Here is a 25,949-nt window from a genome sequence, read left to right on the forward strand (position 1 = left end):
GGCTACTCCTTGTTCTCAAGCGTTCCGGTCGACTCGGTGACCGTGCTTCCGTTGTCGAAGTAGGTCCATGGCTGGCTCGGCCTCGATTTGAGGTAGCCCTTCTGCCAGTCGAACTGCGGGTGCTGACGCAGGTGCTCCACGGCGTCGAATGGCGCACCATCAGCCCTGCCGAATCGTCCCCACATGCTCATGTTGAGGACGTCCCTGCCGGTTGCGAGTTTGGCGTCAACGGAACCAAAGGGGTTGAACGGCACGCCGTGAGCGGAGAGGAAGTGGAGAGGATCGGCATCGTAGTGACTGCAGATCGTCCTCATCGAGGGGTTGGAGAAACCGAGGTAGACATCGTAGGTGTCCCCGATCATCGCCTGACCGACCTGTGTGTCGATCTGCCCGTGGTGCTGCTCAAGCAGTTGCGTCCAGCGCACCCGTCGCGCACCGGTGGGCCAGCGAACATCGTTGTAGCCGTAGTCGCCGCATTCCAGGTGCATGATGCGTGGGTCTGAGGGCGCGTTGTCCCCGAAGAATGACCCATCTCGGGTCTTCTCAAGGTTCTGGTAGAGCAGCCCCTCCTGGTACCGGGCGATCTCGTTGGTGTTGGCATCCCCCACCAGCCAGGTGTTGGCGTATCCACCGTTGTTGTCTTTGTTGAGGATCTCAACCCACTCATCAATCGAGCGGGCGTACTGGGTCGCCAGGCGCGAGCGAACGTACTCGGGCGCCCGGGATTCGTCGTAACCCTGGAAGGCACCAATGGTGGTTTCGGTGACGACGAGGCCGGAAGAAGCCACCCAGAAGTCGGTGAATGAACCGACAAACCCGGGCACCGACTGCATGACCATGCGTGAGCCTTCGGACGGGGTGAGGTCAAGCAGCAGGTTGAAGTACTGCCCGGACCAGAAGTCATCAAACGAAGTGTGGGCGATAACCAGGTTGCCGTCGGTTGTAGCCGATCCGGTCGCAATAAAGGCCGAGCAGTGTGATCCGCGGGGCTCCTTCGGTCCGGCTTTCGAGTACTTTGACGCCACCGACGGATACCAGTAGTCGGTAATCTCCATCCAGGCATTCCAGCCGATGATGTCCTCGTAGGTGGCGGGGACTCCGGCGGCCGTGAACCCCGCGGCAATCCCCTTCATTTCATCTGCAATCTCCTCGGGGATCTTGTCCCGGTGCAGCTCTACTGCGTGCTCCTTGAAAAAGTCATAGGTGAGGCCGTAGTTCTGGTAAGTCATAGCCTTGTAGACGCGCTGGGCATCCGCCCACTCATCTGCCACAAGGTAGCCGTGCTGGAAACCACGGGCGAAAGGATCACCATTAATTCTCAGGTAGATCCAACCGTTGACCTCGCTACGAGAGGCCTGGCTGACCCATTCCTTCTGCTGACTAGTTAGTTTTGCCATCTTCATCCTCCTTTGGGTTCTGAAGGTGCTGACTGGGTGTGAAGTGAGCTCGTTCCTCGGCTGCGAGTGCGGCCTCGTGAGCCGCCTTGGCCTTGGCCTGCGCCTCGGCTAGTTCTCGATCTGCTAGGGCTTCTTGCGCGAGCGCTTGGGAGGCTGCTGCGAGTGCCTGTGCCTGAGCAGCTGCTTCCTGAGCGGCCGCTGCAGCCACTGCCGCGGGATCGCTTGGATCAACAGGGGTTGTGGTTGCCTTGACCGGTGCCGTGGGGGCTGGAGCCGGAGCCGCTGGAGAAGAAGCACTGGGTGCCACTGTCTTGGGCGTGTCAACCGGAGAGGACGGCGTAGCGGCCGGAGCTCCCTCGGCCGTGACCGTTTCACCGGGTCCACGCCTCGGCGAGGTGGCCGTGGTGGTTGGAACCTGGGCCATGGTTGCCTGCGCCGGAGCTCCGGTCTTACCGCGGTGCTTCTCGGGCAGGAATCCTCCGGCGATCAGCTGCTCTTCAGTGATCTGGTCGTTAGGCGAGTATGGTTTCACGATCGGCTGCCCCATTCCTGCTTGGCCATCTGACAGCATTTCGGTTGGCACATTGGACTTGACTGGAACGGGCTTCTTCAACCCCTCGATCTGCCACGTGAATGGCGGGGCCGGGTTGGTCGGATCCACCCATTCGGGCTTGCGGGCCTTGATGATTGCGAAGGCCAGCAGGATGGTTAGACCAACCATGAGGGCGATTCCACCAACGTAGATAATCGGTGATCCGACCTCCTTCGCAATCTGTGAAGGAGGGAAGAAAGCCAGCAGAATCCCGAAGCCCGATACACCTATACCAAGGACGGTGACAATCCAGGCTCCGGCCTTACCACCCGGGACCCTGAAGGAACGGGGACGGTGCGGCTGGGTGCGGCGGAGGCGAATGAATGCCAGGAACATCAGGACGTACATCAGCAAGTAGAGGATCGTCACCGTCTGCGTCAGCATGGCGTAGAAGCCCTCAACATCCGGGAACGCGACCAATGCGATGAGAATCAGGGAGATCACCGTCGCCATGAGGAACATCAGGCGAGCAGGCATACCCTTTGAGTTGGTTTTCTGTGCCCAACGCGGCAGGAAACCACCTCGGCCAGCATTCACAAGCATGAGCGGAACACCGGCGAGCCAGGAGATAACTCCGGCGAGCCCAGCGATAAGCGTCAACCAGGCAACAGCTGTAAACACCCAGGGGATACCAGCGGCCTTACCGATCTCATAGAAGGTTGAGTAGAGGGCGTAGATGATGTTGATGTCCTTCTGCGGAATCACCATCGCGATGATGACTGTACCGATCATGAAAATCAGCATCGAGAGGATGGCCGCAATGAGAATGGCAGCCGGGTACGCCCGACGTGGGTTCTTCAACTGTTTGATGTGAGCCGCGTTCATCTCCATACCTGCATAGGAGAAGAAGACACCAGCTGCAAGTGCCAGCGTTCCGAGACCCGACCACTCGGGAATCAGTCCACTAAAGGACATGTCAATGGCAGGCTTGTTACCGGCGCCAAGCCAGATAAGAACGAGGACGACCATGGCTGCCAGTGGGAGCAGGGTCCCAAACACCACGCCGTACTTTGCGACGTTCTGGAACACCGTGACCCCTCGGGTCGCGAGCAGGGTAACCGCCCAGAAATAGCAGATCCCAAAGACCAACACCACCCAGGTCGTCGGGTTCTCTGCCCACTTCATAGCGACTTCGATATCGGTCTGGAAGAAACCGAGGATGTTGGCGGTGCTCGAAAGTCCAGCAGCCTGTGAGATGGTGACCTCAACGAAGAGCAGAAAGATGGCGGTGAAGCCTAGGCCCGCTCCCAGTCCCTCACCAATCCAACGGAAGACACCTCCGGGTTCCGGCCAGCCCGTTGCCAGTTCAGCGGCCACCAGGCAGATGGGGACCAGGAACAGAAGGGCAGCAATAGCAAAGTAGGTGACTGACGCCAGGCCGTACTCAGCCTGTTGAGAGTCGTTCGCCAGGGCTGCAACAGCCGCAACATTGAGCATCGCCAAACCGAAAATGGTGATGCCACCTGAAGAGGACTTGGACCTCTTTTTCCCGGAAGAGACCGGTGGCGCGGAGGGGACCTGCGCGGTAGTTGCTTGAGAACTCATGCGTTCTTCCTTTCAGACCTAAACTTGTCGCCTCAGATTGACTGCTGAGTAGTTACAGAACCGTTGTCGAACAGCGTCCAGGGCTGCGAGGGGCGGTCGATCAGGTAGGGAGCCCATGTGTCCCACTGGGGGTGCTCGGCGTTGTACTGCTTGGCGTAAAAGGGCGCTCCATCGGCTCGGCCAAAGCGGCCCCAGAACCGCATCGCCTTGATGTCCTCAGCATCTGCAACCTTGCCGTCACAGGAGCCGAATGGTGCAAACGGTGGCGGCCCGCCGACGTCACCCGGATCGGAGTCGCAATGAGCACAGATGGTGCGCAGGCCCGGCTTTCGGAACCCCAGGTAGGGATCAAAGTCGTCAGCCAGGAATCTCTTCCCCGCCTCTCCCGTGATCTCACCCTTGTGTTCATTGAGGAGTTGCATCCAGCGGACTCGACGTGCCCCGACCTGGGTGCGGATGTCGTTGTAGCCAACAGGTGAGGCTTCCAGGTGCTGAATCCGGGGATCGTTCGGACCGTTGTCACCGAAGTAGTAACCATCCGTGGTCTTCTCAAGATTGGTGTAGATCAGCCCCTCTTCGTAGCGGGCGATCTCTCCGGTGTTGGCGTCAGCGAGCAACCAGGTGTTGGCGTATCCGCCGTTGTCATTCTTCCTGACCAGCTCTACCCACTCGTCAATGTTGTTGGCGTACTGGCAGGCCTCGCGAGCACGGACGTACTCGGGGGTTTTCTTGGGCTCATATCCCTTGAAACCACCCATCGTGGTTTCGGTGATCGCCAGACCCGCATCGGTGACCCAGAAGTCGGTAAAGGAACCGATGTACCCGGGCACCGTCTGCATGACCATGCGGTGCCCGTTAGCCGGGGTGAGATCCAAAAAAACATTGAAGTACTGGCCGTAGGCGAAGTAGTCAAAGGAGGTGTGGCCCATTACGGGCTTTCCATCCTTTGACCATGACCCCGTCGACACAAAGGCCGAACAGTGCATGGCCTGTGCCTTCTTAGGTCCGTCCTTGGCGTACTTATCTGCCACCGTGGGCCACCAGTAACCCGTCACCTCTTCCCAGGCATTCCATCCGATGATGTCGTCAACCGTGGTCGGGTAGCCCCCGGCGGTGAACCCCGCTGCCATCCCCTCCATCTCTTCGAGGATCTCGGGGGTGATCAGCGGCTTGTGCATCTCTACCGCATGCTTCACGAAGAACGAGTACTCCATACCCAGGGTCAGGTAGGTGGTTTCGGAGTAGACCCGAACCGCATCCCTGAACTCATTGACAGTGCAGAACCCCATCTGGAAGCCCCGTTTGAAGGGTTCCCCCCCAACGCGTAGATAAATCCATCCGTTGATGTCTTCGCGATGGGCCTCTTCAACCCACTGCTGCTGCTCATCCGTGAGCGTTTTCGACATACTTCCCCCTAGGAATCAAACAATGGCTTCATTTAAGTACAGTCGAGGACACCACCTGTGGTTCATGACACAATTTAGGCCCCCGGCGGCGCAAAACGTCTCGTACAAGGCATAACGGCAACTGCTCGACCCCGTTTTTGAGGCAGAAAGAGGGAACCTGACAGTGTCAGGTTCCCTCTTCCAAACGGTCTAGTCGTTCAGATGCTCTGCGGTATCCGTGGCTGCCTGGGCTGCCTCTGCAGCCCGCTTCGCTGCGTCCTGTGCAGCATCCACGGGATCCGCTGCTGCGGAGACTGGGGCCCGACCGGGTACAACCTTGGGCTTTCTGAGCAAAGCACGACCCATGGGGGTGTTTCCAGCAGCAATGTGGTCACGAATATCCTGCTGCTCAGTGACGTCAAACTTAGAACGCCTGGCCCAAATCGGGAAGCCCACCGCCACCATGGCAAGCCCGACCAGAACCTGCCACCAGCCCAGCGACGGCACCTGAAGCAGGGCGGTGACAATCGCCAGGATGGGAATGATCGGTCCCCCCGGAAGCTTCATGCCCGGGGTCTTCCACTTGCCCAGTCCCATCTTGAGGGCTGTAACATCGACGATCACCATGGCCGCGATTGCTGCCACGTTGCAGAAGATAACGATGATCTTCAGGGCTGCCGCACCAATTCCCGGGAGAACCCCGATCAAGAGAAGTGCGATGGTGATGATCGCGGTCAGAGCTACCGAGCGAACCGGGTCGCCCTTCTTGTTGAGGCGTCCCAGTTTCGAAGGCAAATCGCCGTTTCCGGACATGTTAACGATGAGGTCGGCGGAGCCCAGCATGTTGGCGTTCGCCCCGGATAGGGTCGAAACACAGGCCGCGAGAGCTACCAGGTAGCCACCCCACGACCCCATCAGTTCCTTGGCCGCCAGGGTCAGTCCGTGTTCTGCGAACCCCTCGGCTCCCGACTGCTTTGACATGACGAGGGCGATAGCCACCCCGATGTAGACAATCGCCACGATAGCGAGTGAGAGGATGATTGCCTTCGGCACCACCTTGCCCGGGTTCTCCACTGAACCGGACATGTTGGTAATAACATTGAACCCCGTGTAAGCGGTAAAAAGCAACGCCGTGGTCGAGAGAATCGACCCCCCACCGTGAGGCACCCAGTTCGAGAGCTCAGCGGGCGCAAAGTGCATGAAGCCGAAGAAAATCAGCATGAGCAGGACCACCAGCTTGAAGACCACCATTGCGGTTTCAGCTTTTCCAACCAGGGCCGCAGGACCAAAGTTGAGTAGGGCAAGTAGTACGGCCGCACCGAGGGCAAACCAGATGGACTGGTCCTTCATACCCGGGATGAAGGTCAGAAGGTAGTTGGCGAAAGACATCAGAACGTAGGCGATGCCCGTAACCCCGGCGATGTAGAAAGCCCACATCGTGATGAACCGCCACTTCGGTGACAGGACCGTTGCAATAGGGGCATATCCGGATTCACCCCGCTTCGCCCTCGACGCCACTGCGGCGAAGCACAGTGCGGAGAGCAGCATGACCAGGCCCGCGAGGACGTAGGAAATGATGGCTCCGGGACCCGCGTCCTTGACGACGATGCCCGAAAGAGCGAACACACCACCGCCGACCATCGTTCCGACCGCGAACGCGACCAGGGGGATCAGACCCAGCGTCTTGTTGCTTGATTTACCCGTGGTAGCCGAAGCACTACTGCTCAAGATCCCGCCTCCAGTTTTGCCATTTCTTGGTCGCTGTCCCAACAGTGTGGGTTGCATTGGCGAATGTGACACACCGCCCCCAATTTGCCCCTAACGCTATCCCGACGGCTTTATACCCGCAGGTAGAAGCTTTGAAGCGGCACGCGATGATGGTTGAAGTAGCACATTTACGCACTCCGCCCCTACGCTTCCTTTCCGCTCAACCTCCTACGAACTTCATCTCGGTAGATCGAGGGCAGCATGCTGTAGGCACGCGTGAAATGGTCCCGCATTCGATTAGCATCCGAGAAACCAGACAGGTGGGCCACTATGGTCAGCTCAAGATTGGGATCGACCTCGAGGATTTCCTTGGCCGTCTCAGCCCGCCGTCTACCCAATCGTGCCGCCACACCCTCGCCCGTGTAGCGGTAAAGCTGGCGACGACTAAGACCGACGAGATCAGCCAAACGATCAACCGATAGGTTCGGGTCCCGGTGGTGCAACTCAATCTCAGCATCGATGATGCGACGTACTGTCCCATCAGGGGTGCCCCCTCCCTCGCGCAGCGCTGGAATGAGGGCGGAGCGGGTGACGCCGACGAGGGCGTTTTCCGCATCCGACTCATCAGCCAGGGGGTCGGGCGTTCCCACGAGGCGTCTAAAGAGGAACCTGCTTGCAAAAGCCAACATGCCCATGGTGATCGCACTGTCCGGAAGGAGCTGGGCTGGCGTAACACGCAGACCATCAGCCAGTTCCGGCATTCGCGAGATGGGGACAGTCAGTGTCAGCACGTCACTCAACCCCGTGTAGAGGGTTGAGGTGGGGAACGTGCTGCAAACGTACCTGCCGTAACCCGGCGGTAGCTCCATGTTGATCGAACCAACGCGGACCCGACTGGCCCCGGAGTACTGAACGCTGATGGTGATCTTCTGTCCGTCAACCAGTTCGGCCTTGCTGGGAACGGCCCCCTGGATCTCCTGGCCCACACTGTTCACCTGAGACGGGGTGATCAACATCCGCGAAACAGAAGCCGAACCAACCCGAGTATCCATTACGTAGGCGGAAAAGTCTTCGGGGTTCTGGACGAGGACGTCCCCGCCTCGAGCGAACGCCTCCAGCCCCTCGGGACCGACGTAGCGCTTTGTTGCCTTGTCCAGTTGAGCATGTACATCGCCCAGAGATGTGAGTGGCGGGGCCTCCGCCACTCGGCGATGCCACTCCAGCTCATTCTGGCGAGAAATTGTCATGCTCACCGTCTCTTTTGGTCTTCGACAGGAAGGATTACCTCTACCTTCCTTACTAAATGAACATCGTAGTGAGACGAACTCTGCGTGCCATTTTCAAGGAGATTGCGGCACAAAAGCGGCCGTTTCTGTCACGATAACACACATTTGATTGCGTTACCAGAAGTGACTTTTCCGCCCAGTTTTGACCGAGACTCGACATTCAGGCAGACTTACTTTCGCGCCGCCTTAGCTCAGTTGGTAGAGCAGTTGCCTTGTAAGCATCAGGTCAGGAGTTCGAGTCTCCTAGGCGGCTCTCTTCATGCCTATTTTCCCTTCGCCCAGTGCGCTTCACCCGTGAGCGGACAACAAGGGAACCACGGCGCTCTAACACCGCATGTTGCCGAGACGAAAAGAGATGCCATGTGCCGGTGGATCGCCTCCTCGGGTTCACCCATCGCCCTAGAGAACATCCTCACCAGGCCGGTGAACTCACTGATTGACCAGAGCCTCAATGCCCAGCTTCTCGACATGCCGGTCAAGATCCCCGTCGTGTTGTCACCCAAGCGCCGCATCGCGACGAGCGGCGAGGGCTACGGCTTCTCCTGAGTGGGCCGCACCGGGCAGATCGGACTCTTCCGAGACCCTCCCCCAGCCTCTTCTACACCTCGGGACCACTCAGCCTGCAGGGCCATGGCGGGAGATCCGTGGAGATTTCGGAGGAATCCACCCTGGTTTTCTCAGAACCTCTGATCCTTGAGAGCTACGAGAATGAGTGGCTCCCCTTCCCCGATCACACCATCGGCATCTTTGAGCCGGGGAAGGATCCTGTCCTGCTCAGCGCCCTTCCTGAAAATGAGTCATCTTTAACCTCCGCCGACGGAACCCCAGGCCTAAAAGGTAGGCTGAACCCATGATTTGGCTACTTATTCTTCTCATCGTCCTGTGGGTATTCCTCGCGATCGCCGGTTTCCTCATCAAGGGCCTCATGTGGCTGGCCTGGGTCGGCATCATCGCCCTGCTCATCACCCTGGTGGTGGGTTTTGTCGCCGGACTCTTCACAAAGGACGGGGATTAGGCGCGCCCCAAAGATCACTCCGTGCAAATCTGGCTTCCGCCCTCCGAGGGCAAAACTGCTCCACTCTCCGGCCCCAACCTGACCCTTTCAGAGTTGTCATTCCCAGGTCTGGAGGACGCCCGCAAGGCCGTAATCGATGCTACCCAGAGCCTTGGTGCTGGCCCTCGGGCCGCCGAGGTCCTCAAACTCGGGGTGAAATCAGCCGAGGAGGCCGAGGCCAACCTCGACCTCTTCCACTCCCCCTGCGCGCCGGCCATCGACCTCTATACCGGGGTTCTTTTCGATCACCTCGAGGCCTCCACCCTGGACGAGGCCGCTCGCCTCCGCCTTGGTCAGCGCACCCTCATCTCCTCCGGCCTCTTCGGCGTGGTCCGCCCGGACGACCTCATCCCAAACCACCGCCTTTCCGTAGCGGTCAACCTTCCTTCTGTCGGGCCGCTTACCACCTGGTGGAAAAAGCGGCTGCCGGAGCAAGTCAGGGTCGAGGACGGCAGCACTATCTTCGACTGTCGTTCCGGTTCCTACCGGACCCCCCTGCCGACGCCGTCCTCGAACATTATTGAGATGTCTGTCGTTCACCCCCGCCACGGGGTTCGGAAAACCATCACCCACATGGCCAAGAAGTGGCGGGGCCTCGCGGCTCGTCACCTCATCGAGGACGTGACCCTTAACGATCACGCCGGTGTCGAGGACGTCCTGAGCTCCCTACACCGACTGGCCGAGGACCCCGGTAGCGGGGAGATCACCGACTTCGAGGTTGAACCGACCATGCCCAACAGGTCTGGGGGCTCAACCACCTCGGTCACCATGGTCCTTAGTCCCATCCCTTGAGTTTGCACCCTTCAATTGCCCCAAATTGCACAGTCGAACGCACAACTGTGCCTAAGCGCGCAGCGAATGAATAGCGATGAAGGGGATTCGTTTGCAACACTGTAACAGTTCGTTCCATTTACTTGTGCCCGCGCCTTCCTGGCGCGGGCTTACGAAGGTCCTTTTCAAACAAGGAGAAACTAACGATGTCTACAAGCCTTTCGTCAGACCTGGGTGCGTTCGTACGCTCGCAGTCCGGGAAAGCAGCGCGTAACTCAACGCCCGCAGAGTTTTGGCTTGGCCTTTCCAGCCTGGTCGTCGACCGCATCGCAGACCGCTGGGACGCCACCACGACCGCATACCAGGCCGGTCGCCAGGAACACTACTTCTCAGCGGAGTTCCTCGAGGGTCGCGCCCTCCTCAACAACCTGGTCAACCTCGGCATGCTCGACGAGACCGCCAAGGCTGTCGCAGCCTATGGTGTCAACCTGACCGAGGTGCTTGAGGCCGAGCCTGACGCAGCCCTCGGCAACGGCGGCCTCGGTCGCCTGGCAGCCTGCTTCCTGGATTCCTGCGCCACCATGGACCTTCCGGTCACCGGTTACGGAATCCTCTACCGCTACGGACTGTTCAAGCAGACCATCGACAACGGGTTCCAGAATGAGCACCCTGACCCCTGGATGGAAGAGGGCTACCCCTTCGTCATCCGCCGCGAAGAGCAGGCCAAGTACGTCAACTTCGCTGATATGCACATTCGCGCTGTCCCCTACGACATGCCGATCGTCGGCTACGGTACCGACAACGTCAACACCCTGCGCCTGTGGAAGTCCGAGCCGATTGAAGAGTTCGATTACGACGCCTTCAACAGCCAGCGCTTCACCGACGCGATCGTCGAACGTGAACGCGTTGCCGACCTTTGCCGCGTCCTCTACCCGAACGACACCACCTATGAGGGCAAGGTCCTGCGTGTTCGCCAGCAGTACTTCTTCGTCTCAGCCTCGCTGCAGACCATCATTGAGAACTACAAGGCCACCTACGGCTCTGACTTCTCGAAGTTTGCCGAACTGAACTCGATTCAGCTCAACGACACCCACCCCGTCCTCGCCATCCCAGAGCTGATGCGCCTGCTGATGGATGAGGAGGGACTCGGTTGGGATGAGGCCTGGACCATCGTTCAGAACACCTTTGCCTACACCAACCACACCGTGCTGGCGGAGGCCCTGGAAACCTGGGAGATCTCCATCTTCCAGCAGCTCTTCCCCCGCATTCTTGAGATCGTCTACGAGATCAACCGTCGCTTCTACCTGGAGATGACCGAGCTCGGCGTTGATCCCGCCACCATCGATTACATGGCTCCTGTTTCAGGCGGTCGTGTTCACATGGCCTGGATCGCGACCTACGCTTCCTTCTCCATCAACGGCGTTGCAGCCCTTCACACCGAAATCCTCAAGCGGGACACCTTGAAGGACTGGTACGCCCTCTGGCCGGAGCGCTTTAACAACAAGACCAACGGTGTCACCCAGCGTCGCTGGCTCAACAACTGCAACCCGAGGCTGGCTGCTCTGCTCACCCGTGAGCTTGGAAGCGATGCCTGGGTCACCGATCTCAGCCAGTTGAAGACCCTTCTTCCCAAGGTCGAGGACGACGCCCTCATGGCCGAGGTGATGGAGATCAAGCGCCAGAACAAGGCTGATTTCGCCACCTGGCTCGAGGGTCGCCAGGGCGATGTCATCCCCGTTGATGCCATGTACGACGTTCAGATTAAGCGTCTGCATGAGTACAAGCGTCAGCTGCTGAACGCCATGTACATCCTGGACCTTTACAACCGCCTCAAGGCTGACCCGACCCTGGACGTCACCCCCCGTGTCTTCCTGTTCGGCGCCAAGTCGGCCCCCGGTTACCGCCGTGCCAAGGCGATCATCAAGCTGATCAATGAGGTCGGCCGCATCGTCAACTCTGATCCCACCATGAAGAACCGCCTGGCGGTTGTCTTCATTGAGAACTACAACGTCACCCCCGCGGAACACATCATTCCCGCGGCTGATGTTTCGGAGCAGATCTCGACCGCCGGTAAGGAGGCCTCGGGAACCTCGAACATGAAGTTCATGATGAACGGCGCCCTCACCCTCGGCACCCTCGACGGCGCCAACGTTGAGATTGTCGACTCCGTCGGTTACGACAACGCCTACATCTTCGGCGCTCGTGAGGAAGACCTTCCCGAACTGCGGAAGAACTACCGCCCGCGCGACCTCTACGAGACTGTTCCCGGCCTCAAGCGCGTCCTCGACGCCTTCGTTGACGGCACTCTCCAGGATGGTGGCAACGGCGACTTCCACGACCTGCTCTGGTCACTGCTTGATGGAAACTCGCACGAACCAGCAGATATCTACTACCTGCTGGGCGACTTCGCCGACTACCGCGAAACCCGCGACCGGATGGCTGAGGACTACCGTGATGAACTGGCCTGGGCCCGCAAGGTGTGGGTCAACATCTGCGAGTCCGGACGCTTCTCTTCGGACCGCACCATCGCGGACTACGCCGAAGAGGTCTGGAAGATTGACCCGGTAGCGATCTAGGTCAACGCCAGGCACAGAAGGCTTGAACCGTGATTTCGGGGGCTCCACCACCATGGTGGGGCCCCCGATTTCTCTGCCATGGTTGATTTCTACAGGGTCTCGGCCGCAACCTCGGAGCGGATCGACCTCGTCACCGTGAACTTCTGGTTTCGTCCCAACTGGGTGGTCGGTCCCACCACCCGTTCAAGGGTGTGGCGGTGGTGCAGGTGAGAGTTGTACACCGTGAGGAGTACCCCACCTGAGCGTAGTACCCGGGCGGCCTCGTCAAAGAGGAGGTCCGATGCTGCGGAGGAAACCGTTGATTCGGTGTGGAAGGGCGGGTTGAGGACGATGAGGTCAACAGAGGAATTAGGCTGCTCTGAGAGCCCGTGATCCCGCTTCACCTGTAACCGGTCCAGCTGATCTGAGCTGAGGTTGAGCAGGGCACTCTGCTTCGTCGAAGCCACGGCTGCCGCGGAGCGATCAGTAGCGATCACCCGGAGGTGTGGATGAGCCCGGGTAAGAGCCACCGCCAGCAGTCCTGTGCCGCACCCCAGGTCGACCGCAAGCGGGGTGGCGTCTGACATCGATGGGGTCGGAAGATTGGCCTCATCCTGAAGAAACGGGATGAAGAAACGCGCCCCAATGTCGACCTTTCCGTCAGCGAATGCGCCCGGGTAGGAGGCCACCCACAGGTCCAGGTCGCGGTTGTAGGTCTTGGTCAACCCCTCCCCTTCCCCTGCACTTTCGAGGTCGTCGCGAGGGTTGGTGGCTGAGAGGACGCGTGATTTCTGGCGGGCAAGCGAGGCCCTCACTGACCCGAAGTAGCGTCCCAGAACCTCGTTCATCGCCCTGGTCATGTGCTTGACCCGGCCCCCCGCAAAGACCTGGACGTCCGGATCTGCGTAGCTGGCAATCAAACGGGCCCACGCATCCAGCTGTCGCAGGTCACGCGGTAGTTGAATGAGGACGACGCGGGCGCCCCTGACCAGCGCTGCATCGAGGGCCATGTCTTCGTAGAGATCCGCCGGAAGTTCGAGGGACTCAGCCAAGCGCCGATAGTTCTGAGCCAGGGCAAGGACAGCGGTGTAGGAGTCCTGGTGGACACGGATGTTTCTGGCGCCAAGGTGCCCGCAGGCCAGGGTGAGAGCCCCGTAACGATCCCCGATGATCACCACCGTGCCCTCCGCTGCGGCCTTGATCGCCTCTTCTGCTGTGTCAACGAGAAGCCGATCCGTCGCATCGAAGGCGAAGAGGTTCTGCGCTTCGGTGTCGGGGTGTCGCGATAGTGCGTCAAACGGAAAGTTCACGGTGCTCATTCCCCCAGCGTAGTGCGCCTCAACCCGTGCCCCGAAGCTTGACCTCGGTCAAGGCGTCCCGCGATGAGACCCGATGAAATAGAGGAAGTCGACAAGCGACCCACTCTCTAGGAGGAAACACCATGGCTCAGACAATCACCCTCACCACCGAACAGTTCACCTGCCCCTCATGCGTCGCCAAGATTGAGAAGACGCTGGACCGGACCCCGGGAGTACTGGAGTCCAAGGTTCGCTTCACCTCAAACAAGGTCGAAGCCTCCATTGATGAGGCCGTCACCGACGCAAACACCATCGCGGATATCGTCTCCGGCCTCGGCTACGCGGTCCTGAAGACGAAGGTTCGATAACTCATGGAAAACACGACTCCAAAGGGGTGGGCCTGGATGTGGTACACCCCGCTGGGGCGCCGAGCAGTAGCCATGGCGTCTTCAGGAACGCTGATCGTGACGGCCCTGCTCGCAGGTCTGCTCGGCGCACCAGCCGCCCTCGGTAACGTCCTGCTGATTGCCGCCAGCGTCATTGCCGGGACCCCCATCGCGGTTCGGGCCTGGCAGGCCCTCCGTGTCCGCACCTGGTCCATCGACCTCCTGGTTACCATTGCGGTTCTCGGGGGGATCGCCATCGGGGACTACTTCGAGTCCTCGGTCGTTGCCTTCCTTTTCCTTTTCGGCGCCTGGCTTGAGGGACGCACCCTTGCAAAAGCCCGTCGTTCTATTCAGGGCCTTATCGACCTCAGCCCCACCACCGCTACCGTGGAAAGGGATGGGGAACGGGTTCGGGTAGACGCTGATGACCTCGATGTTGACGACCTCCTGATCGTGACCACCGGTGAACGGATTGCGGCAGACGGTGTCATTGTTTCGGGAACCGCCACCATCAACGAGGCCTCCATTACCGGAGAGTCGGTGGCTGCGTTCAAGGAGCCCGGCGACACGGTTCACGCCTCTACCATCGTCGAGGCCGGTTACCTGGAGGTTCGTGCCACCGAGGTGGGAGATGAGACCACATTCGGGCGCATCGTCGAACTGGTTGAGGAATCTCTAGAGTCACGCACCCGCGGAGCACAGTTCCTGGAGCGGTTCGCCAAGTACTACACCCCGGGGATCCTCATTGCTGCCGTCGTCCTCTTTATTTTCACCCGCGACATTGAGAAGGCCCTGGTCTTCCTGGTGATCGCCTGCCCCGGCGCCCTCGTTATCTCCGTACCTGTTGCGGCTGTGGCCGGACTGGGTAACGTGGCACGCAATGGCGTCCTCATTAAGAACGGGGAGGCGTTGGAGGCCCTGGCACGTGCCAACACCCTGGCCGTTGATAAGACAGGGACCATCACCTTTGGTGAGCCGAAGGTGACCCTGGTTGAATCGTTTTCCAAGCATGATGAGGACGATCTGCTCTCCCTCGCTGCAGCCGTCGAAACCTCCAGCGAACACCACCTGGGGCGTGCTGTGGTTGAAGAGGCAACCGAGCACGGGATGGTCTGGGATGATCCCCAGGACGTTGATGTCGTTAGTGGCCGGGGGATTAGTGCGACGACCTCAAACCGTCGGGTGCAGGTTGGCAACGCCACCTACCTGGCAGGCGAGGGAATCCACCTCAGCCCCAGCGAAGAGAAACGTGTCCACGAGCTTGAGGACCGGGGTCAGACCGTCCTCCTCATCGCCATTGACGCAAGGTTTGCCGGACTAATCGCCGTTGCCGACCGGATTCGCCCCCAGGTCAGTGAGGCCGTAGCCGCACTGCGTAACTCAGGTTTGAAGGAGGTCGTCCTCCTCACCGGTGACAATGAAGGCGCTGCCCGCACCATCGCGGAGGAAGCCGGAATCACCCGGTGGCAGGCGCGGATGCTGCCCCATGAAAAGGCAGAGTTTGTCACCCGCCTTCAGGATGAGGGCCGCAGGGTGGCCATGGTGGGTGATGGCGTCAATGACGCTCCGGCTCTGGCCACCGCCGAGGTGGGTATCGCAATGGGACAGTCCGGGACCGATATCTCCATGGAAACCGCCGGTGTTGTCCTGCTCAACGACCGCCTCGACCAGCTGGCGCACGCCTCCCGCGTCTCAAGAGCCACCCTGCGCATCATGAAGCAGAATACGGCCCTGGCACTGGGTACGGTCGCCATCCTGATCGCCGCGGTGCTCTACGGTTCCCTCGGTTTGGCCGGTGGCATGTTTGTGCACGAGATCAGTGTGCTGCTAGTTATCCTTAACGCACTTCGGCTCACCCGCTACCGGGGTCCACACCTCCAGGAGGGGCGAGTGCGCCAATCAAGGAAGGAACTGGTTGCGTGAGCACGCCCCAGGACACCTGTGTCTCGAAGGTCCCCCTCTTTGCGACGCTGACCTTGGATCAGCAGCTTGAGGTGGCACAGTTCGCTTCAGCGGTTCGCCGCGGGGCCGGAGAGACACTGCAGCTTCCCGGGGACACCGACTCTGTCCTAGTCGTTGTTCACCGGGGGGCTATCCGTGTTTCCAGGCTGGCAGCTGACGGTCAGGAACAGCTGGTCCGACTGCTACACCCCGGGGACTTCGCCGGTGAAATCGACTATGTCACGGGGAAAAGCGCAGGACACATGCTGACCGCCGAAACCGATGTTGAAGTGTGCCAATTCCGCCACAGTGACCTTGAAACCCTGATCAAGCAGTTCCCCGACATCGCGGTGCAGATGCTGCAGGCCGTGACAGGAAGACTGCGCGACGCGGAGCAGGCCCTTTCGGCTGCGACCAGCACCGATGCGACCGCGCGCCTCGCTCACTACCTACTCGGCTTGACCCGGGTCGAGGTCGGTGACTCCATTGCTGTTTACCTGCCCACGACCAAACGACACGTCGCCTCACTGATCGGGGTGACCCCCGAGACCCTCAGCCGCCGCCTCAAGCAACTTGCAACCAAGGGACTGATTGAGGTGGAGGGTTCGAAGATCACCCTGCTTGACCTCAGCGCCCTCGAGAAGCTCTAGGCAGTCGCCGCCGCATGTTCCGCGCAGGGATGGTCGCCCTGATCATGCAGATCGCAAACCACCATGCGGGTCTTGCAGGACTGATCGACGCAGTTGGCAAGCAGCGCAGCTGGCTCCCCACACACGTCACAGCTACCAATCACCTTGGTTTGATCTGAGAAGTTAATGGTCTCCCGGGCATCAAATACAGCCAGCGAACCCTCCCAAAGCCCCTTGTCACCAAACGCCTCGCCGTAGCGGACGATACCGCCATCAATCTGGTAGATCTCAGAGAAACCACGGTTCTTCATGAGCGCGGAAAGGATCTCGCAGCGGATTCCCCCCGTGCAATAGGTGACGACAGGCCGGTCCTTGATGTCGTCAAAGGCGCCACTCTCGATCTGCTCGATGAAGCCATGGGTGGTTTGCACATCGGGGACAATTGCTCCGCTGAAACGGCCGATCTCAGCTTCCCAGGCATTACGACCGTCAAAGAAGACGACCTCATCCCCACGCTGTTCCACCAGATCATTGACCTGCTGGGGGCTGAGGTGGGTCCCCCCTCCGATAACTCCTTCCGGTCCTACTTTGACCTCTTCGGGGGCACCAAAGGCAACCAGTTCATCGCGAACCTTGACCGATAACTTCGGAAAGTCAACGATCTTCTTCCAGGGGGCACTGCGATCAAAACCGCCGTTCCACTCTGGCTGATCCTCTTCGAAACCCGTCCCATCCGACCACTTGATGGTCTCGGAGAGACCACGGAACGCCGGGTACTCACGGGTCTTCTTGATGTACTGCTTGCAGGCAGCAATCTCACCACCCACGGTTCCGTTGATGCCGTGGGGCGAAATGATGATTCGTCCCCTGAGTCCCAGTCTCTCGCACAGCTCACGCTGCCAGAGCATTACAGCCTTCGGGTCCTCAACGGGCGCCATTACGTAGTAGAGCAGAATCTTCGGAACAGTCATGCTTCGATGATAGAACGCCCCGGGCCAATCACCTTCAAGAATCAGTGTGATCCGAGGACGAGTAATGCACTAACGGAACTACCGGTAGCTACACCCCCGCGGTCTCTTTCAGGTCAAGCAGTTCAACCGCAAGCGCCTAAACGCGGTTGCCGGCAAAGCGCCGCATGTAAGCGGCGGCCATCTGGGATTTGCCAGCGTTATGAACGCAGACGAACAGGACTGAGGGTCGCTTGGTAGTCATAGCCATCTCCTAGTTCTCACTGACTAGCGGGGTAGGGGACATTCTCAACGATGGTTCCGCGTCGCACCAGCAGGCCCGCATCCCTCGCGACATTGAGTTCCCGCGACTTGATGATGCGTGAGTAGGTCAGGGCGCTGTCTTTGGGGATGCGTCGCTGGGTTGGGTAGTCGACGTAGATGAGACCGAAGCGCTTGTCATAGCCCCAGGCCCACTCAAAGTTGTCCATCAGTGACCAGTAGAAGAAGCCGCGGACGTCGGCGCCCTCATCCCTGGCGTCCAGGGTGGCGGCGAGGTGAAGTTCCAGGTAGGCCTCGCGCTCTGGATCGTGAACTACGGGGCCGTCTGCTGTCTCGGTAATTCGGTCTGGCATGGCCGTTCCGGTCTCGGTGACATAGAGGGCGGTGTTGGCCTCTGCGGTGTAGTCGCGGCTGACTCGAAGCAGCAGGTGCTTGAGCAGAACCGGGTCAATCTCCCACTGCATATCACTGCGCGGCAGGTAGGTGTCAGGACCGAAGAAGCCCCGTGATGCTCTCATGGGGGACGAGGTCGGCCAGGTGGTTGCCGGGACGGCCACTGGGGGCAGCTCGAGGACGTCGAAACCGATCTTCTCCCGCAACTGCGGGCTGAGCTGGCGTGATCCGGTGACTATTTCACCCTGGTAGTAGTTCACACCCAGGGTCTGGATCGGCGTGGAAATGACCTCGAGGTCACCCGGCCTGACTGCCGCTTCAAACGCGGTTACCGACTCGGGTTCCAGTTCACGGTATTCCTCTACCGTGTCGGCGGGATAGTGGCCCTTGAAGAGGGGGTCGAGGAACCAGCGGTTGGCCTGCCCGTCGACGAGGCGGGCGGCGCGGCGGTCCGCTTCACTTTCGGGGTCGAGGGGTTGGGCCGGGGTCAGGTTGACGGTTAAACCCAAGTTGAGTTTGTCATCGGCCTCGCCCAGAGCCTGCACAGCCAGGCCGTGACCCAGCAGAAGGTGGTGGCTGGCCAGCATGCCCTCACGAAGGCTGCGGTGTCCGGGGGCGTGTTCACCGCCGGTGTAGGAGAGGAACGAGGAGCACCACGGTTCATTCAGGGTCGTCCATACCCCAACCCGGTCCCCGAGACGCTCGTGAACCTGCATGGCGTAGTCACGGAAGCGCATGGAGGTGTCGCGGTTGGTCCACCCGCCCCGGTCTTCCAGAGCCTGGGGGAGGTCCCAGTGGTACAGGGTGAGCCAGGGTTTGATGTGGCTGGCCAGCAGTTCATCCACCAGGCGACTGTAGAAGTCGACGCCTTCACGGTTCAGGGTCTTGCCGTCGGGGTTGACCCTTGCCCAGGAAACGGAGAACCGGTAGCTGTCCAGGCCCAGGCGGCGCATCAGCGCCACGTCATCCCGGTAGCGGTGGTAGTGGTCGCAGGCAACATCGCCGGTGTCCCCGTTGACGACGGTCCCGGGGGTGTGGCTGAAGGTATCCCAGATCGATGGGCCCCGTCCGCCCTCAGACGCAGCGCCCTCAATCTGGTAGGCGGCAGTTGCGGCCCCGAGGAGGAAGTCCCGCGGAATCGGCCTGGGGGTTTCCAAACGCGCATCATTGAGCGCTGATAACAGTCCTGTTTTCATGTCCCCACGATAGACCAGGGTGGGTCACGGTGTGGCGAAAAGTATAAAGCTGACGGCCATCACGGCCATCCCCCCGAGCATTCCGTAGATGGTCTGGTGCTTGTCCGTCTGGTAGCGCCAGGCCCCGGGAAGCAGTTCGTCGAGGGCGAGGAAGACCATCATGCCTGCCACCAGGCCGTAGAAGATTCCAAAGAACTGCGGGGCCACAACCCACTGCATGACACCGGCAGCAACCAGCGCACCCATCGGTTCGGTGAGCCCCGAGAAAGTCGCCCACCAGAATGCCTTCTTGCGTGAGCCAGTCGCCGCGAAGACGGGGGCCGCCACGGCAATCCCCTCAGGGACGTTGTGAATCGCAATCGCCAGGGCCAGGGACAGCCCCACCTTGGGATCCTGGTAGGTGGTGAAGAACGTGGCCATCCCCTCGGGGAAGTTATGCAGTCCGAGGACGGCGGCGACAAGGATCCCCGACCTCATCAGCTTCCGTGTCGACCGTTCCTCGCGGACGTCGAGGTCGTGTTCCCGCCCCTCCATCTCATTCGGATTGAGGACGTCCGGCAGGATCCGGTCGATAAGGAGGACGGTGCCGATGCCGATGAAGAACGACGCCCACACGACCGTCAACGAGGTCCGCTCCGAGGCAGTCTGGCCCATGTACTCAATGCCGAGGGGAATGATCTGACCCAGGGAGATGATGATCATCGCCCCGGCAGCAAAAGCCAGTGCAACTGCCAGGTAGGAGCGTTCGAGCGTCCTCTTACTGAGCGCCAGCAGACCACCCACAGAGGTGGCAAGGCCGGCAAAGAGGGAGACGAGAAGCGCAGGGATCATGCCCTAACCGTACGCTTTCGTCCTCCTTCCTAGTAAATTGGCCGACTAGCGACGGAGATTACTCTGAACGCAGTGCCTCCACCGGGTCCTTCCGCGATGCCGCTGAGGACGGGATCAGACCCGCCATGAACGTCAGTCCCATGCTGATCGCAATCAGGATCAACGCGGCAGTCCAGGGCAAGATCGCCACGTTCGCAATGCCGAACCTCCCGTAGACGATGGCGTTGGCCGGCAGGGTAATCAGCAGTGTCACAAGGATGCCCATCACTCCGGCTACGAACCCGACGATTAGGGTCTCCGCATTGAAGACGGTCCGAATGTCCTTCTTCGATGCACCGATCGACCTGAGGATACCGATCTCTTTTTTACGTTCGAGGACGGAGATATAGGTGATGACACCAATCATGATCGAGGAGACAATCAGCGAGATCGCCACGAATGCAACCAGGACGTAAGAGACGACGTTGATGATGTCGGTGACCGAGGACATGAGTGTGCCCACCAGGTCCGTGTAGGTGATGACCCTGTCGTCCTCACCCTTGTCTTCCATCTGCTGGTTGTAGTCGTCGAGGACGTTGATGACCTCAGCTTTGGCTTCGAAGTCCTTCGGGTAGATATCGATCTGGCTGGGTCGGGCAAAGTCGGCGTAACCGAGGGCGGCCAGGTTACCGTCGAAGGAGCTCTGCGTGTTCTGCAGCATGGCGATCATGAGGGCGCTGAGCTCATTTTCATCCATGTTGAACTGGAAGGCCTTGGCGAATGCCGCCTCATCGATTCCCATGGCGGCTGACATGTTGGCGGTTAGGTCCGACATGGCAGAGTTCAGAGCCCCGCCAATCTGCTGCTCCAGAGCGGAACCGATCTGGGCCTGCACCTGGGTGGAGATCGCGTTCATGGCCTCAGCCATATAGGCTGCCATGGCGCCCTGCAGGGAGGCTTGAAGTTGCGCCGAGTTAGCCTCGATAGCCTCCTGCACGGACTTGGCGATTGCGTCCCCAATCTGCTTGGTGACGGCCTCTTGAATCGCGGTGAGGTCGCCCTCCACCCCCGTGACGTACTGATCCAACTTGGCCATGACTGCCTGACCCTCGGGGGTGGCCATGAAGGCATCGAAGGAGGCCTGAGGATCGGTGCAATCGTTACCCGCCATACAGTAGGCGGCGTATCCAGTGGCCAGTTCGGTGGCGATCTCGGTGGCTAGTTCGGGGTTGAGGTCGACCTCTATCCCACTGAGGTCGATGCTGCCCAGCACCTCATTGATATCAATATCGATCATGGAGCCGAGGTCGAGGTTGCCCATCAGATTTCCCAGATCAAGACTGGGAAGGGCGCCTGGATCAATGTCCAGAGAGGGCATTCCAGCCATGCTGAAGTCAAGGGCAGAGGGATCAAGTTGCAGCTGCGACTCATCAAACGTGAAGGCAGCCGCGATGGCATCCTGGTCGATGGTCACCATCTTCGACATATCGAACCCATCATCACCGTCGCCGGCCTGCTCCTCGGCAAAGGTGCGCCCGGTGAAGATGTTGACGTTCGGGTTATCCAGCTGGGCCTTGACGACCCCGGTCTCAGCTGCCTGATTGATCAGGTGTTCTATCAGGTCCGGGGTGTAGTAGAGACCCGGCGTCAGAGCGGTTGCCGTCACCCCGGAGCGCGGCTGAATGATGGCGCTGATGTTCAGGGTCTCGCCCTCATCCACCAGTTTTCTGAGGAACTTGCTGTCCCCACTCTTGTCCGCCCAGACGTCATAAGCCTTGTCATAGACGTAGTAGTCCGCTGAATTCACCATGCGGAAGGTGACGTTCATGATTTCTTCGTAGGAGAAGGCAAGCGTCTCGTCATCCAACTCGGGAATATCCTCGCCGTTGGCGACAGCCTGGACCATGGCATCCATTTCGGATGGGTCCCGCAGGTTCATGGCGTAGAGCAGGAAGTCGGAGATTCCCCCACCGGGGGTAAGGACGAGGACGGTCTCGTTGTAGTACTTGGGCCAGTCCCCCGCCACCACGTCATACTGCTGCTCGATGAGGGCCGGGTCCCCAATCATCTCCATGAACGCATTTGAGTTCATGGCGGCCAGAGGTCCGCCGCTCGCCCCACCAAATCCAAGCGCAGCAAAGGTGGAGTCCGGGTTGACCTGACGGACCTTGTCGTCGTCGGATACAGAGAAGATCTGCGGGGTGACGTTGTACTTGTACTGGATCAGGTTGGTGAAGTCGTCGATGTTGCCACCGTTGTCATCCAGGTACGTCTTGAGCGCTGCGATGTCGTTGGAGCCAACCGAGCCGAAGGCCTTCTGCAACATGCGTACTTCTGACACCTCCCCCGCAGGGGTATCGGCGTCACCCGCCGCGGCCTCCCCCTGGACATCAGCGGAGAGCCCGAGCAGGGCCGTCATGTCCATACCCTGGCTCTGAATGGTCAGGGGGTAGACAGAGAGTGTGTCTTCTTCGATCCCGCGAACGTAGGCGTTGACACCATTGGCGAGGGCGAGGATGGTGGCGATCCCGATGATGCCGATTGAGCCGGCAAAGGCCGTCATCAGGGTGCGGCCCTTCTTCGTCATCAGGTTCTTGAAGGAAAGGGATATGGCGGTCAGGAAGGACATGGAGGCGCGCTTGGCGGCCTTCTGCGAAAGCTTCGCCTCCTCCTGAGGGTCGAATGGGTCTGTGTCCGCGAAAATGCGCCCGTCCTTGAGGGAGACGATGCGGGTGGCATACTCCTCGGCAAGCTCCGGGTTGTGGGTCACCATGATGACCAGACGATCCTTGGCGATCTCGGTCAACAGGCCCATGATCTGGACCGAGGTGGTTGAGTCGAGTGCGCCGGTGGGTTCATCAGCCAGCAGGATCTCGGGGTCATTGATGAGGGCGCGGGCAATCGCGACGCGCTGCATCTGACCGCCAGAAAGCTGACTGGGCAGCTTGTTGACGTGGTCACCAAGACCAACCTCAATGAGGGCTTCAGTGGCCCGCTGCCGACGTTCCGCGCGATCCACACCCGTGAGGGTCAACGCCAGTTCAACATTGGCGAGGACGGTCTGGTGGGGGATCAGGTTGTAGCTCTGGAAAACAAAGCCGATCCGGTTGTTGCGGTAGGTGTCCCAGTCACGGTCACTGTAGTTCGACGTGTTGATGCCATCGATGATGAGGGCACCGGAATCGTAGTGGTCGAGGCCGCCAATGACATTGAGCATTGTGGTCTTGCCCGAACCTGACGGTCCAAGAACTGCCACAAACTCATTGTCACGAAACGCAATAGAGACGTCATCCAGAGCGACCTGGGTGAAATCGGCGACGGTATAGGATTTACGGATGTCAAGAAGCTGGAGCATTGGTGCCCTCCCCGCGTGAGTTTACCGAGAGAATTCCCAGTTTCTTCGGGCCATAAGCCGCAGGCGAACACAGATGACCACCCTCGGGGCCCCGACCTTAACTAGGTGTAAATCAAGGCCTCTGCGACGTCGTTGCTGACCCTGGTTCCAACTTTCCCCTGCAGGATGTCATCAACGCGTCCAAGCGGACCGATGAAGGCAGTTCCGCCGCTCTCAGCCATGGCGCAGGCCGCCTCAACTTTGGGACCCATCGATCCGGCTGCGAAGTTCATTTTGGCCAGGACAGAAGGCCGAGCCGCGGCGATATTGCGGGGCTGATCTTCCCCATAACCCTCGACCACGTAGTCGGCGTCAGTGAGGATAAGAAGGACATCCGCACCCAGCTCTTCTGCGAGGACCGCTGAGGCAAGATCCTTGTCTACCACGGCCTCGACCCCCAGCTCTAGGCCGTCGTCCAAGACCACCGGGGCACCGCCACCACCGACACAAATCACTAGGAAGCCCTGTTCAACCAGGGTGGCGATCGCAGCGGACTCAAGGATCTGGGCTGGCTGAGGTGAAGGCACCACCCTGCGGTATCCGACCCCATCAGCCTTGATATCCCACCCGAAGTGCTCGCTGTGAGCCTGCGCCTCTTCCTGGCTGTAGAGAGGGCCGATGAACTTGCTGGGGTCCCCGAAGTCGGGGTCACTAGAACTGACAAGCGTCGTGGTGAGCACCGTGGCAACCTGGTGGCCTGGACCCAGGGCATTCCTCAACTCCCGCTGCAGCGGGTAGCCGATCATGCCCTGGCTCTGGGCCCCAAGAATATCCAGCGGGTAGGGAGGCACCTCCGGGTAGGCAAGGTTCTGCAGGTCAAGCAGTCCCACTTGGGGACCGTTACCATGCGTCAGGACCACCTGGTGCTCGCGCGCTAGTTCCGCCAGCTCCCCCACCGTCGAGCGAATGTTCTCAAGCATCCGCTCAGCGCTGATAGGTTCACCCCGCCGAGCAAGAGCATTGCCCCCCAGGGCGACCACGACTCGCATACTCTGTTTAGTTATCCCTTGCTTCGTGACGGTCCAGGCGGCGCGCAGTGAGACGAGCCAGCGTGGTGTCGGCAAGTGCATCCACCAGTAGGAGAATCGCGGCGCCCGTGGCTACCTTGCCGCCGGTGGTTCGCAATCCCTCACGCTTGCGGCCCGCGATCAGCAGTGCGGTTGCCGCAGTAATCTCTCCGACAGCGATGGCTGGAATCAACCAGGGCTTCTCACGAACGATGTTGGTATAGGTATCCCAGAACTTGGTCTCTCCGCTGCGCTCATCCAGCAGGATGTCAACGCTGCGGCCGATGGCGTTAGAGATGCCACGGGCATGGTGAACCTTGGCTCCGGTGACCTGCTCGAGGGTGAGCCAGCCCAGCAGGAACTCTGCCGCCTGGGGGTCAAGGCCCAGGGCGCGGATAAACCTGGTGATAGCTGCTGAGCCACGCATCTTCGAAGCTTCAAAGGCGGCCTCAACGTCGACCCCGGGAACCGCATCGTGAATCGCGGTGATCTCTGCGCGACCACCGACGAGGTTCTGGACCTCTACCGGGATCTCACCATCCCAGCCCTTGGCGCCTGCAATAACGATCTCGTTCATTCCCCAGTTGTAGGTAATAGTCGACTCTGGGTCATCCTCGGGCATGAGGTGCGCGTGGAACTCATCCCCCTGCAGGGTCAGCCGGACCAGGGGCGGATCACCAAAGTGCCAACCGGAGCGGTGGGCTGGGACCTGCGCCAGCAGCACGCGTCGGGTTTCATCGTGGGGCAGCTCAGCTACATCAACACCCTCAAACGCGGCCAGAAGGGGAATCGCTGACGATGGCGTCGCGCTGATCTCAACCACCCGGATGGGGAGTGCCTCGGCCTTGTCGTGGTCGTGCTCGCGGGGATCAACACCCTCGAGAGCCTCCACATCGTCCTCGGCCTCTTCACCCTCTGGAGCTACAAACTTGTCAACCTGAACGTCACCCAGCATGACCTCTGCCGCAAACTTCTCGGCTATGGCGTTGGCAAAGAACTCAACACTGGGACCGGCCTTGAACACTTTGCCCCGCTTGCTCAGGGTCGCAAGTTGATCATCCTGGGCTGCCACGTTGACACCAACCAGTTCGGGAGTGGCGTCGTACCAAACCAGAGACGCAACAATCCCGCTCTTCTTAAACTCTTCGGCCAGGGCAAGCGGATCCAAGGATCCAGCAATGATCATGCCCTCAATCTTCGACCAGGTTCCTTCAGCCATGGTTCTCCCTTTCGGTCAGATCCCCGTATTGCCGGCCCCTAGGGCGGGCGGCAAAGTCAGGGAAGTCACACTTCTCCAATTGCAACACGTCGCGGCTCTTTTGTCTCCCCCGACGGGGACCAGTTTGGGGAAAGACGATATGTGCGCCGCACTGT

Annotated in this window: 20 protein-coding genes and 1 tRNA gene; 9 read left to right on the plus strand and 12 right to left on the minus strand. The window is 60.0% G+C overall.

Features of this window, described 5'->3' with window-relative positions; translation table 11 throughout:
* Positions 1-2 precede the first annotated feature (2 nt).
* The 5 genes from CS903_RS04260 to CS903_RS04280 form a co-directional block, all read right to left on the minus strand.
* Positions 3-1,397, minus strand: coding sequence for a C45 family autoproteolytic acyltransferase/hydrolase (locus tag CS903_RS04260; protein ID WP_099332323.1), 1,395 nt, complete (start codon positions 1,395-1,397; stop codon positions 3-5).
* On the minus strand, positions 1,381-3,534 hold the full coding sequence (locus tag CS903_RS04265; RefSeq protein WP_099332324.1) for an amino acid permease: 2,154 nt from the start codon (positions 3,532-3,534) through the stop codon (positions 1,381-1,383). The genes CS903_RS04260 and CS903_RS04265 overlap by 17 nt, the downstream gene beginning before the upstream one ends.
* 32 nt (positions 3,535-3,566) lie before the next feature.
* Complete coding sequence (locus tag CS903_RS04270; protein ID WP_099332325.1) at positions 3,567-4,940, minus strand: C45 family autoproteolytic acyltransferase/hydrolase; 1,374 nt, start codon at positions 4,938-4,940, stop codon at positions 3,567-3,569.
* A 189-nt stretch (positions 4,941-5,129) separates the two neighbouring features.
* Entirely contained in the window at positions 5,130-6,647 is a 1,518-nt protein-coding gene (locus tag CS903_RS04275) for an APC family permease (RefSeq protein ID WP_164996672.1), read from the minus strand.
* A 182-nt stretch (positions 6,648-6,829) separates the two neighbouring features.
* The gene (locus CS903_RS04280) at positions 6,830-7,873 is read right to left on the minus strand and encodes a helix-turn-helix domain-containing protein (RefSeq protein ID WP_099332327.1); all 1,044 of its coding nucleotides are present in this window, start codon (positions 7,871-7,873) and stop codon (positions 6,830-6,832) included.
* 219 nt (positions 7,874-8,092) lie between these two features.
* Here CS903_RS04280 and CS903_RS04285 point away from each other — a divergent pair.
* The 6 genes from CS903_RS04285 (at position 8,093) to CS903_RS04305 (ending at position 12,313) form a co-directional block, all read left to right on the plus strand.
* A tRNA-Thr gene (locus CS903_RS04285) sits at positions 8,093-8,165 on the plus strand.
* 41 nt (positions 8,166-8,206) lie between these two features.
* Positions 8,207-8,458: a hypothetical protein gene (locus tag CS903_RS04290; RefSeq protein WP_129587596.1), complete on the plus strand. Its 252-nt coding sequence runs from the start codon at positions 8,207-8,209 to the stop codon at positions 8,456-8,458.
* Positions 8,459-8,556: 98 nt separating this feature from the next.
* The gene (locus CS903_RS04295; protein ID WP_099332329.1) at positions 8,557-8,766 is read left to right on the plus strand and encodes a hypothetical protein; all 210 of its coding nucleotides are present in this window, start codon (positions 8,557-8,559) and stop codon (positions 8,764-8,766) included.
* Positions 8,763-8,927, plus strand: a complete 165-nt coding sequence (locus CS903_RS09350; RefSeq protein WP_164996670.1) for a hypothetical protein — start codon at positions 8,763-8,765, stop codon at positions 8,925-8,927. Before CS903_RS04295 ends, CS903_RS09350 begins: the two co-directional genes overlap by 4 nt.
* Positions 8,928-8,948: 21 nt before the next feature.
* Positions 8,949-9,758, plus strand: a complete 810-nt coding sequence (locus tag CS903_RS04300; protein ID WP_099332330.1) for a YaaA family protein — start codon at positions 8,949-8,951, stop codon at positions 9,756-9,758.
* 185 nt (positions 9,759-9,943) lie between these two features.
* Entirely contained in the window at positions 9,944-12,313 is a 2,370-nt protein-coding gene (locus tag CS903_RS04305) for a glycogen/starch/alpha-glucan phosphorylase (RefSeq protein WP_099332331.1), read from the plus strand.
* 89 nt (positions 12,314-12,402) lie between these two features.
* Here CS903_RS04305 and CS903_RS04310 read toward each other — a convergent pair whose 3' ends face one another.
* Positions 12,403-13,611, minus strand: a complete 1,209-nt coding sequence (locus tag CS903_RS04310; protein ID WP_099332332.1) for a class I SAM-dependent methyltransferase — start codon at positions 13,609-13,611, stop codon at positions 12,403-12,405.
* A 122-nt stretch (positions 13,612-13,733) separates the two neighbouring features.
* On the opposite strand from CS903_RS04310, the gene CS903_RS04315 reads away from it, so the two are divergent.
* The 3 genes from CS903_RS04315 to CS903_RS04325 are packed head-to-tail and all read left to right on the plus strand — an operon-like array spanning position 13,734 to position 16,567.
* Positions 13,734-13,958, plus strand: coding sequence for a cation transporter (locus CS903_RS04315; RefSeq protein WP_099332333.1), 225 nt, complete (start codon positions 13,734-13,736; stop codon positions 13,956-13,958).
* A gap of 3 nt (positions 13,959-13,961) precedes the next feature.
* The gene (locus tag CS903_RS04320) at positions 13,962-15,899 is read left to right on the plus strand and encodes a heavy metal translocating P-type ATPase (RefSeq protein WP_099332334.1); all 1,938 of its coding nucleotides are present in this window, start codon (positions 13,962-13,964) and stop codon (positions 15,897-15,899) included.
* A complete protein-coding gene (locus CS903_RS04325) occupies positions 15,896-16,567 on the plus strand; it encodes a Crp/Fnr family transcriptional regulator (RefSeq protein WP_099332335.1) in 672 nt (223 codons plus the stop codon). Before CS903_RS04320 ends, CS903_RS04325 begins: the two co-directional genes overlap by 4 nt.
* On the opposite strand, the gene CS903_RS04330 is transcribed toward CS903_RS04325, so the two are convergent.
* From CS903_RS04330 to CS903_RS04360, 6 genes are all read right to left on the minus strand, one after another.
* Positions 16,564-17,517 carry a tRNA uridine(34) hydroxylase gene (locus tag CS903_RS04330; RefSeq protein ID WP_099332336.1) on the minus strand — a complete coding sequence of 318 codons (954 nt, stop codon included), beginning with the start codon at positions 17,515-17,517 and terminating at the stop codon, positions 16,564-16,566. The genes CS903_RS04325 and CS903_RS04330 overlap by 4 nt on opposite strands.
* 257 nt (positions 17,518-17,774) lie before the next feature.
* On the minus strand, positions 17,775-19,364 hold the full coding sequence (locus CS903_RS04340; protein WP_099332337.1) for a glycoside hydrolase family 1 protein: 1,590 nt from the start codon (positions 19,362-19,364) through the stop codon (positions 17,775-17,777).
* Between the two features lie 24 nt (positions 19,365-19,388).
* A complete protein-coding gene (zupT, locus tag CS903_RS04345; protein WP_099332338.1) occupies positions 19,389-20,195 on the minus strand; it encodes a zinc transporter ZupT in 807 nt (268 codons plus the stop codon).
* Positions 20,196-20,253: 58 nt separating this feature from the next.
* Positions 20,254-23,529: an ABC transporter ATP-binding protein/permease gene (locus CS903_RS04350; RefSeq protein ID WP_099332339.1), complete on the minus strand. Its 3,276-nt coding sequence runs from the start codon at positions 23,527-23,529 to the stop codon at positions 20,254-20,256.
* Positions 23,530-23,630: 101 nt separating this feature from the next.
* Positions 23,631-24,557: a carbamate kinase gene (locus CS903_RS04355; protein ID WP_099332340.1), complete on the minus strand. Its 927-nt coding sequence runs from the start codon at positions 24,555-24,557 to the stop codon at positions 23,631-23,633.
* Between the two features lie 7 nt (positions 24,558-24,564).
* Positions 24,565-25,794, minus strand: a complete 1,230-nt coding sequence (locus tag CS903_RS04360) for a hypothetical protein (RefSeq protein ID WP_099332341.1) — start codon at positions 25,792-25,794, stop codon at positions 24,565-24,567.
* Positions 25,795-25,949: the final 155 nt, after the last annotated feature.

Origin of the sequence: Actinomyces minihominis (assembly GCF_900187855.1) — a bacterium.
GTDB lineage: Bacteria > Actinomycetota > Actinomycetes > Actinomycetales > Actinomycetaceae > Scrofimicrobium > Scrofimicrobium minihominis.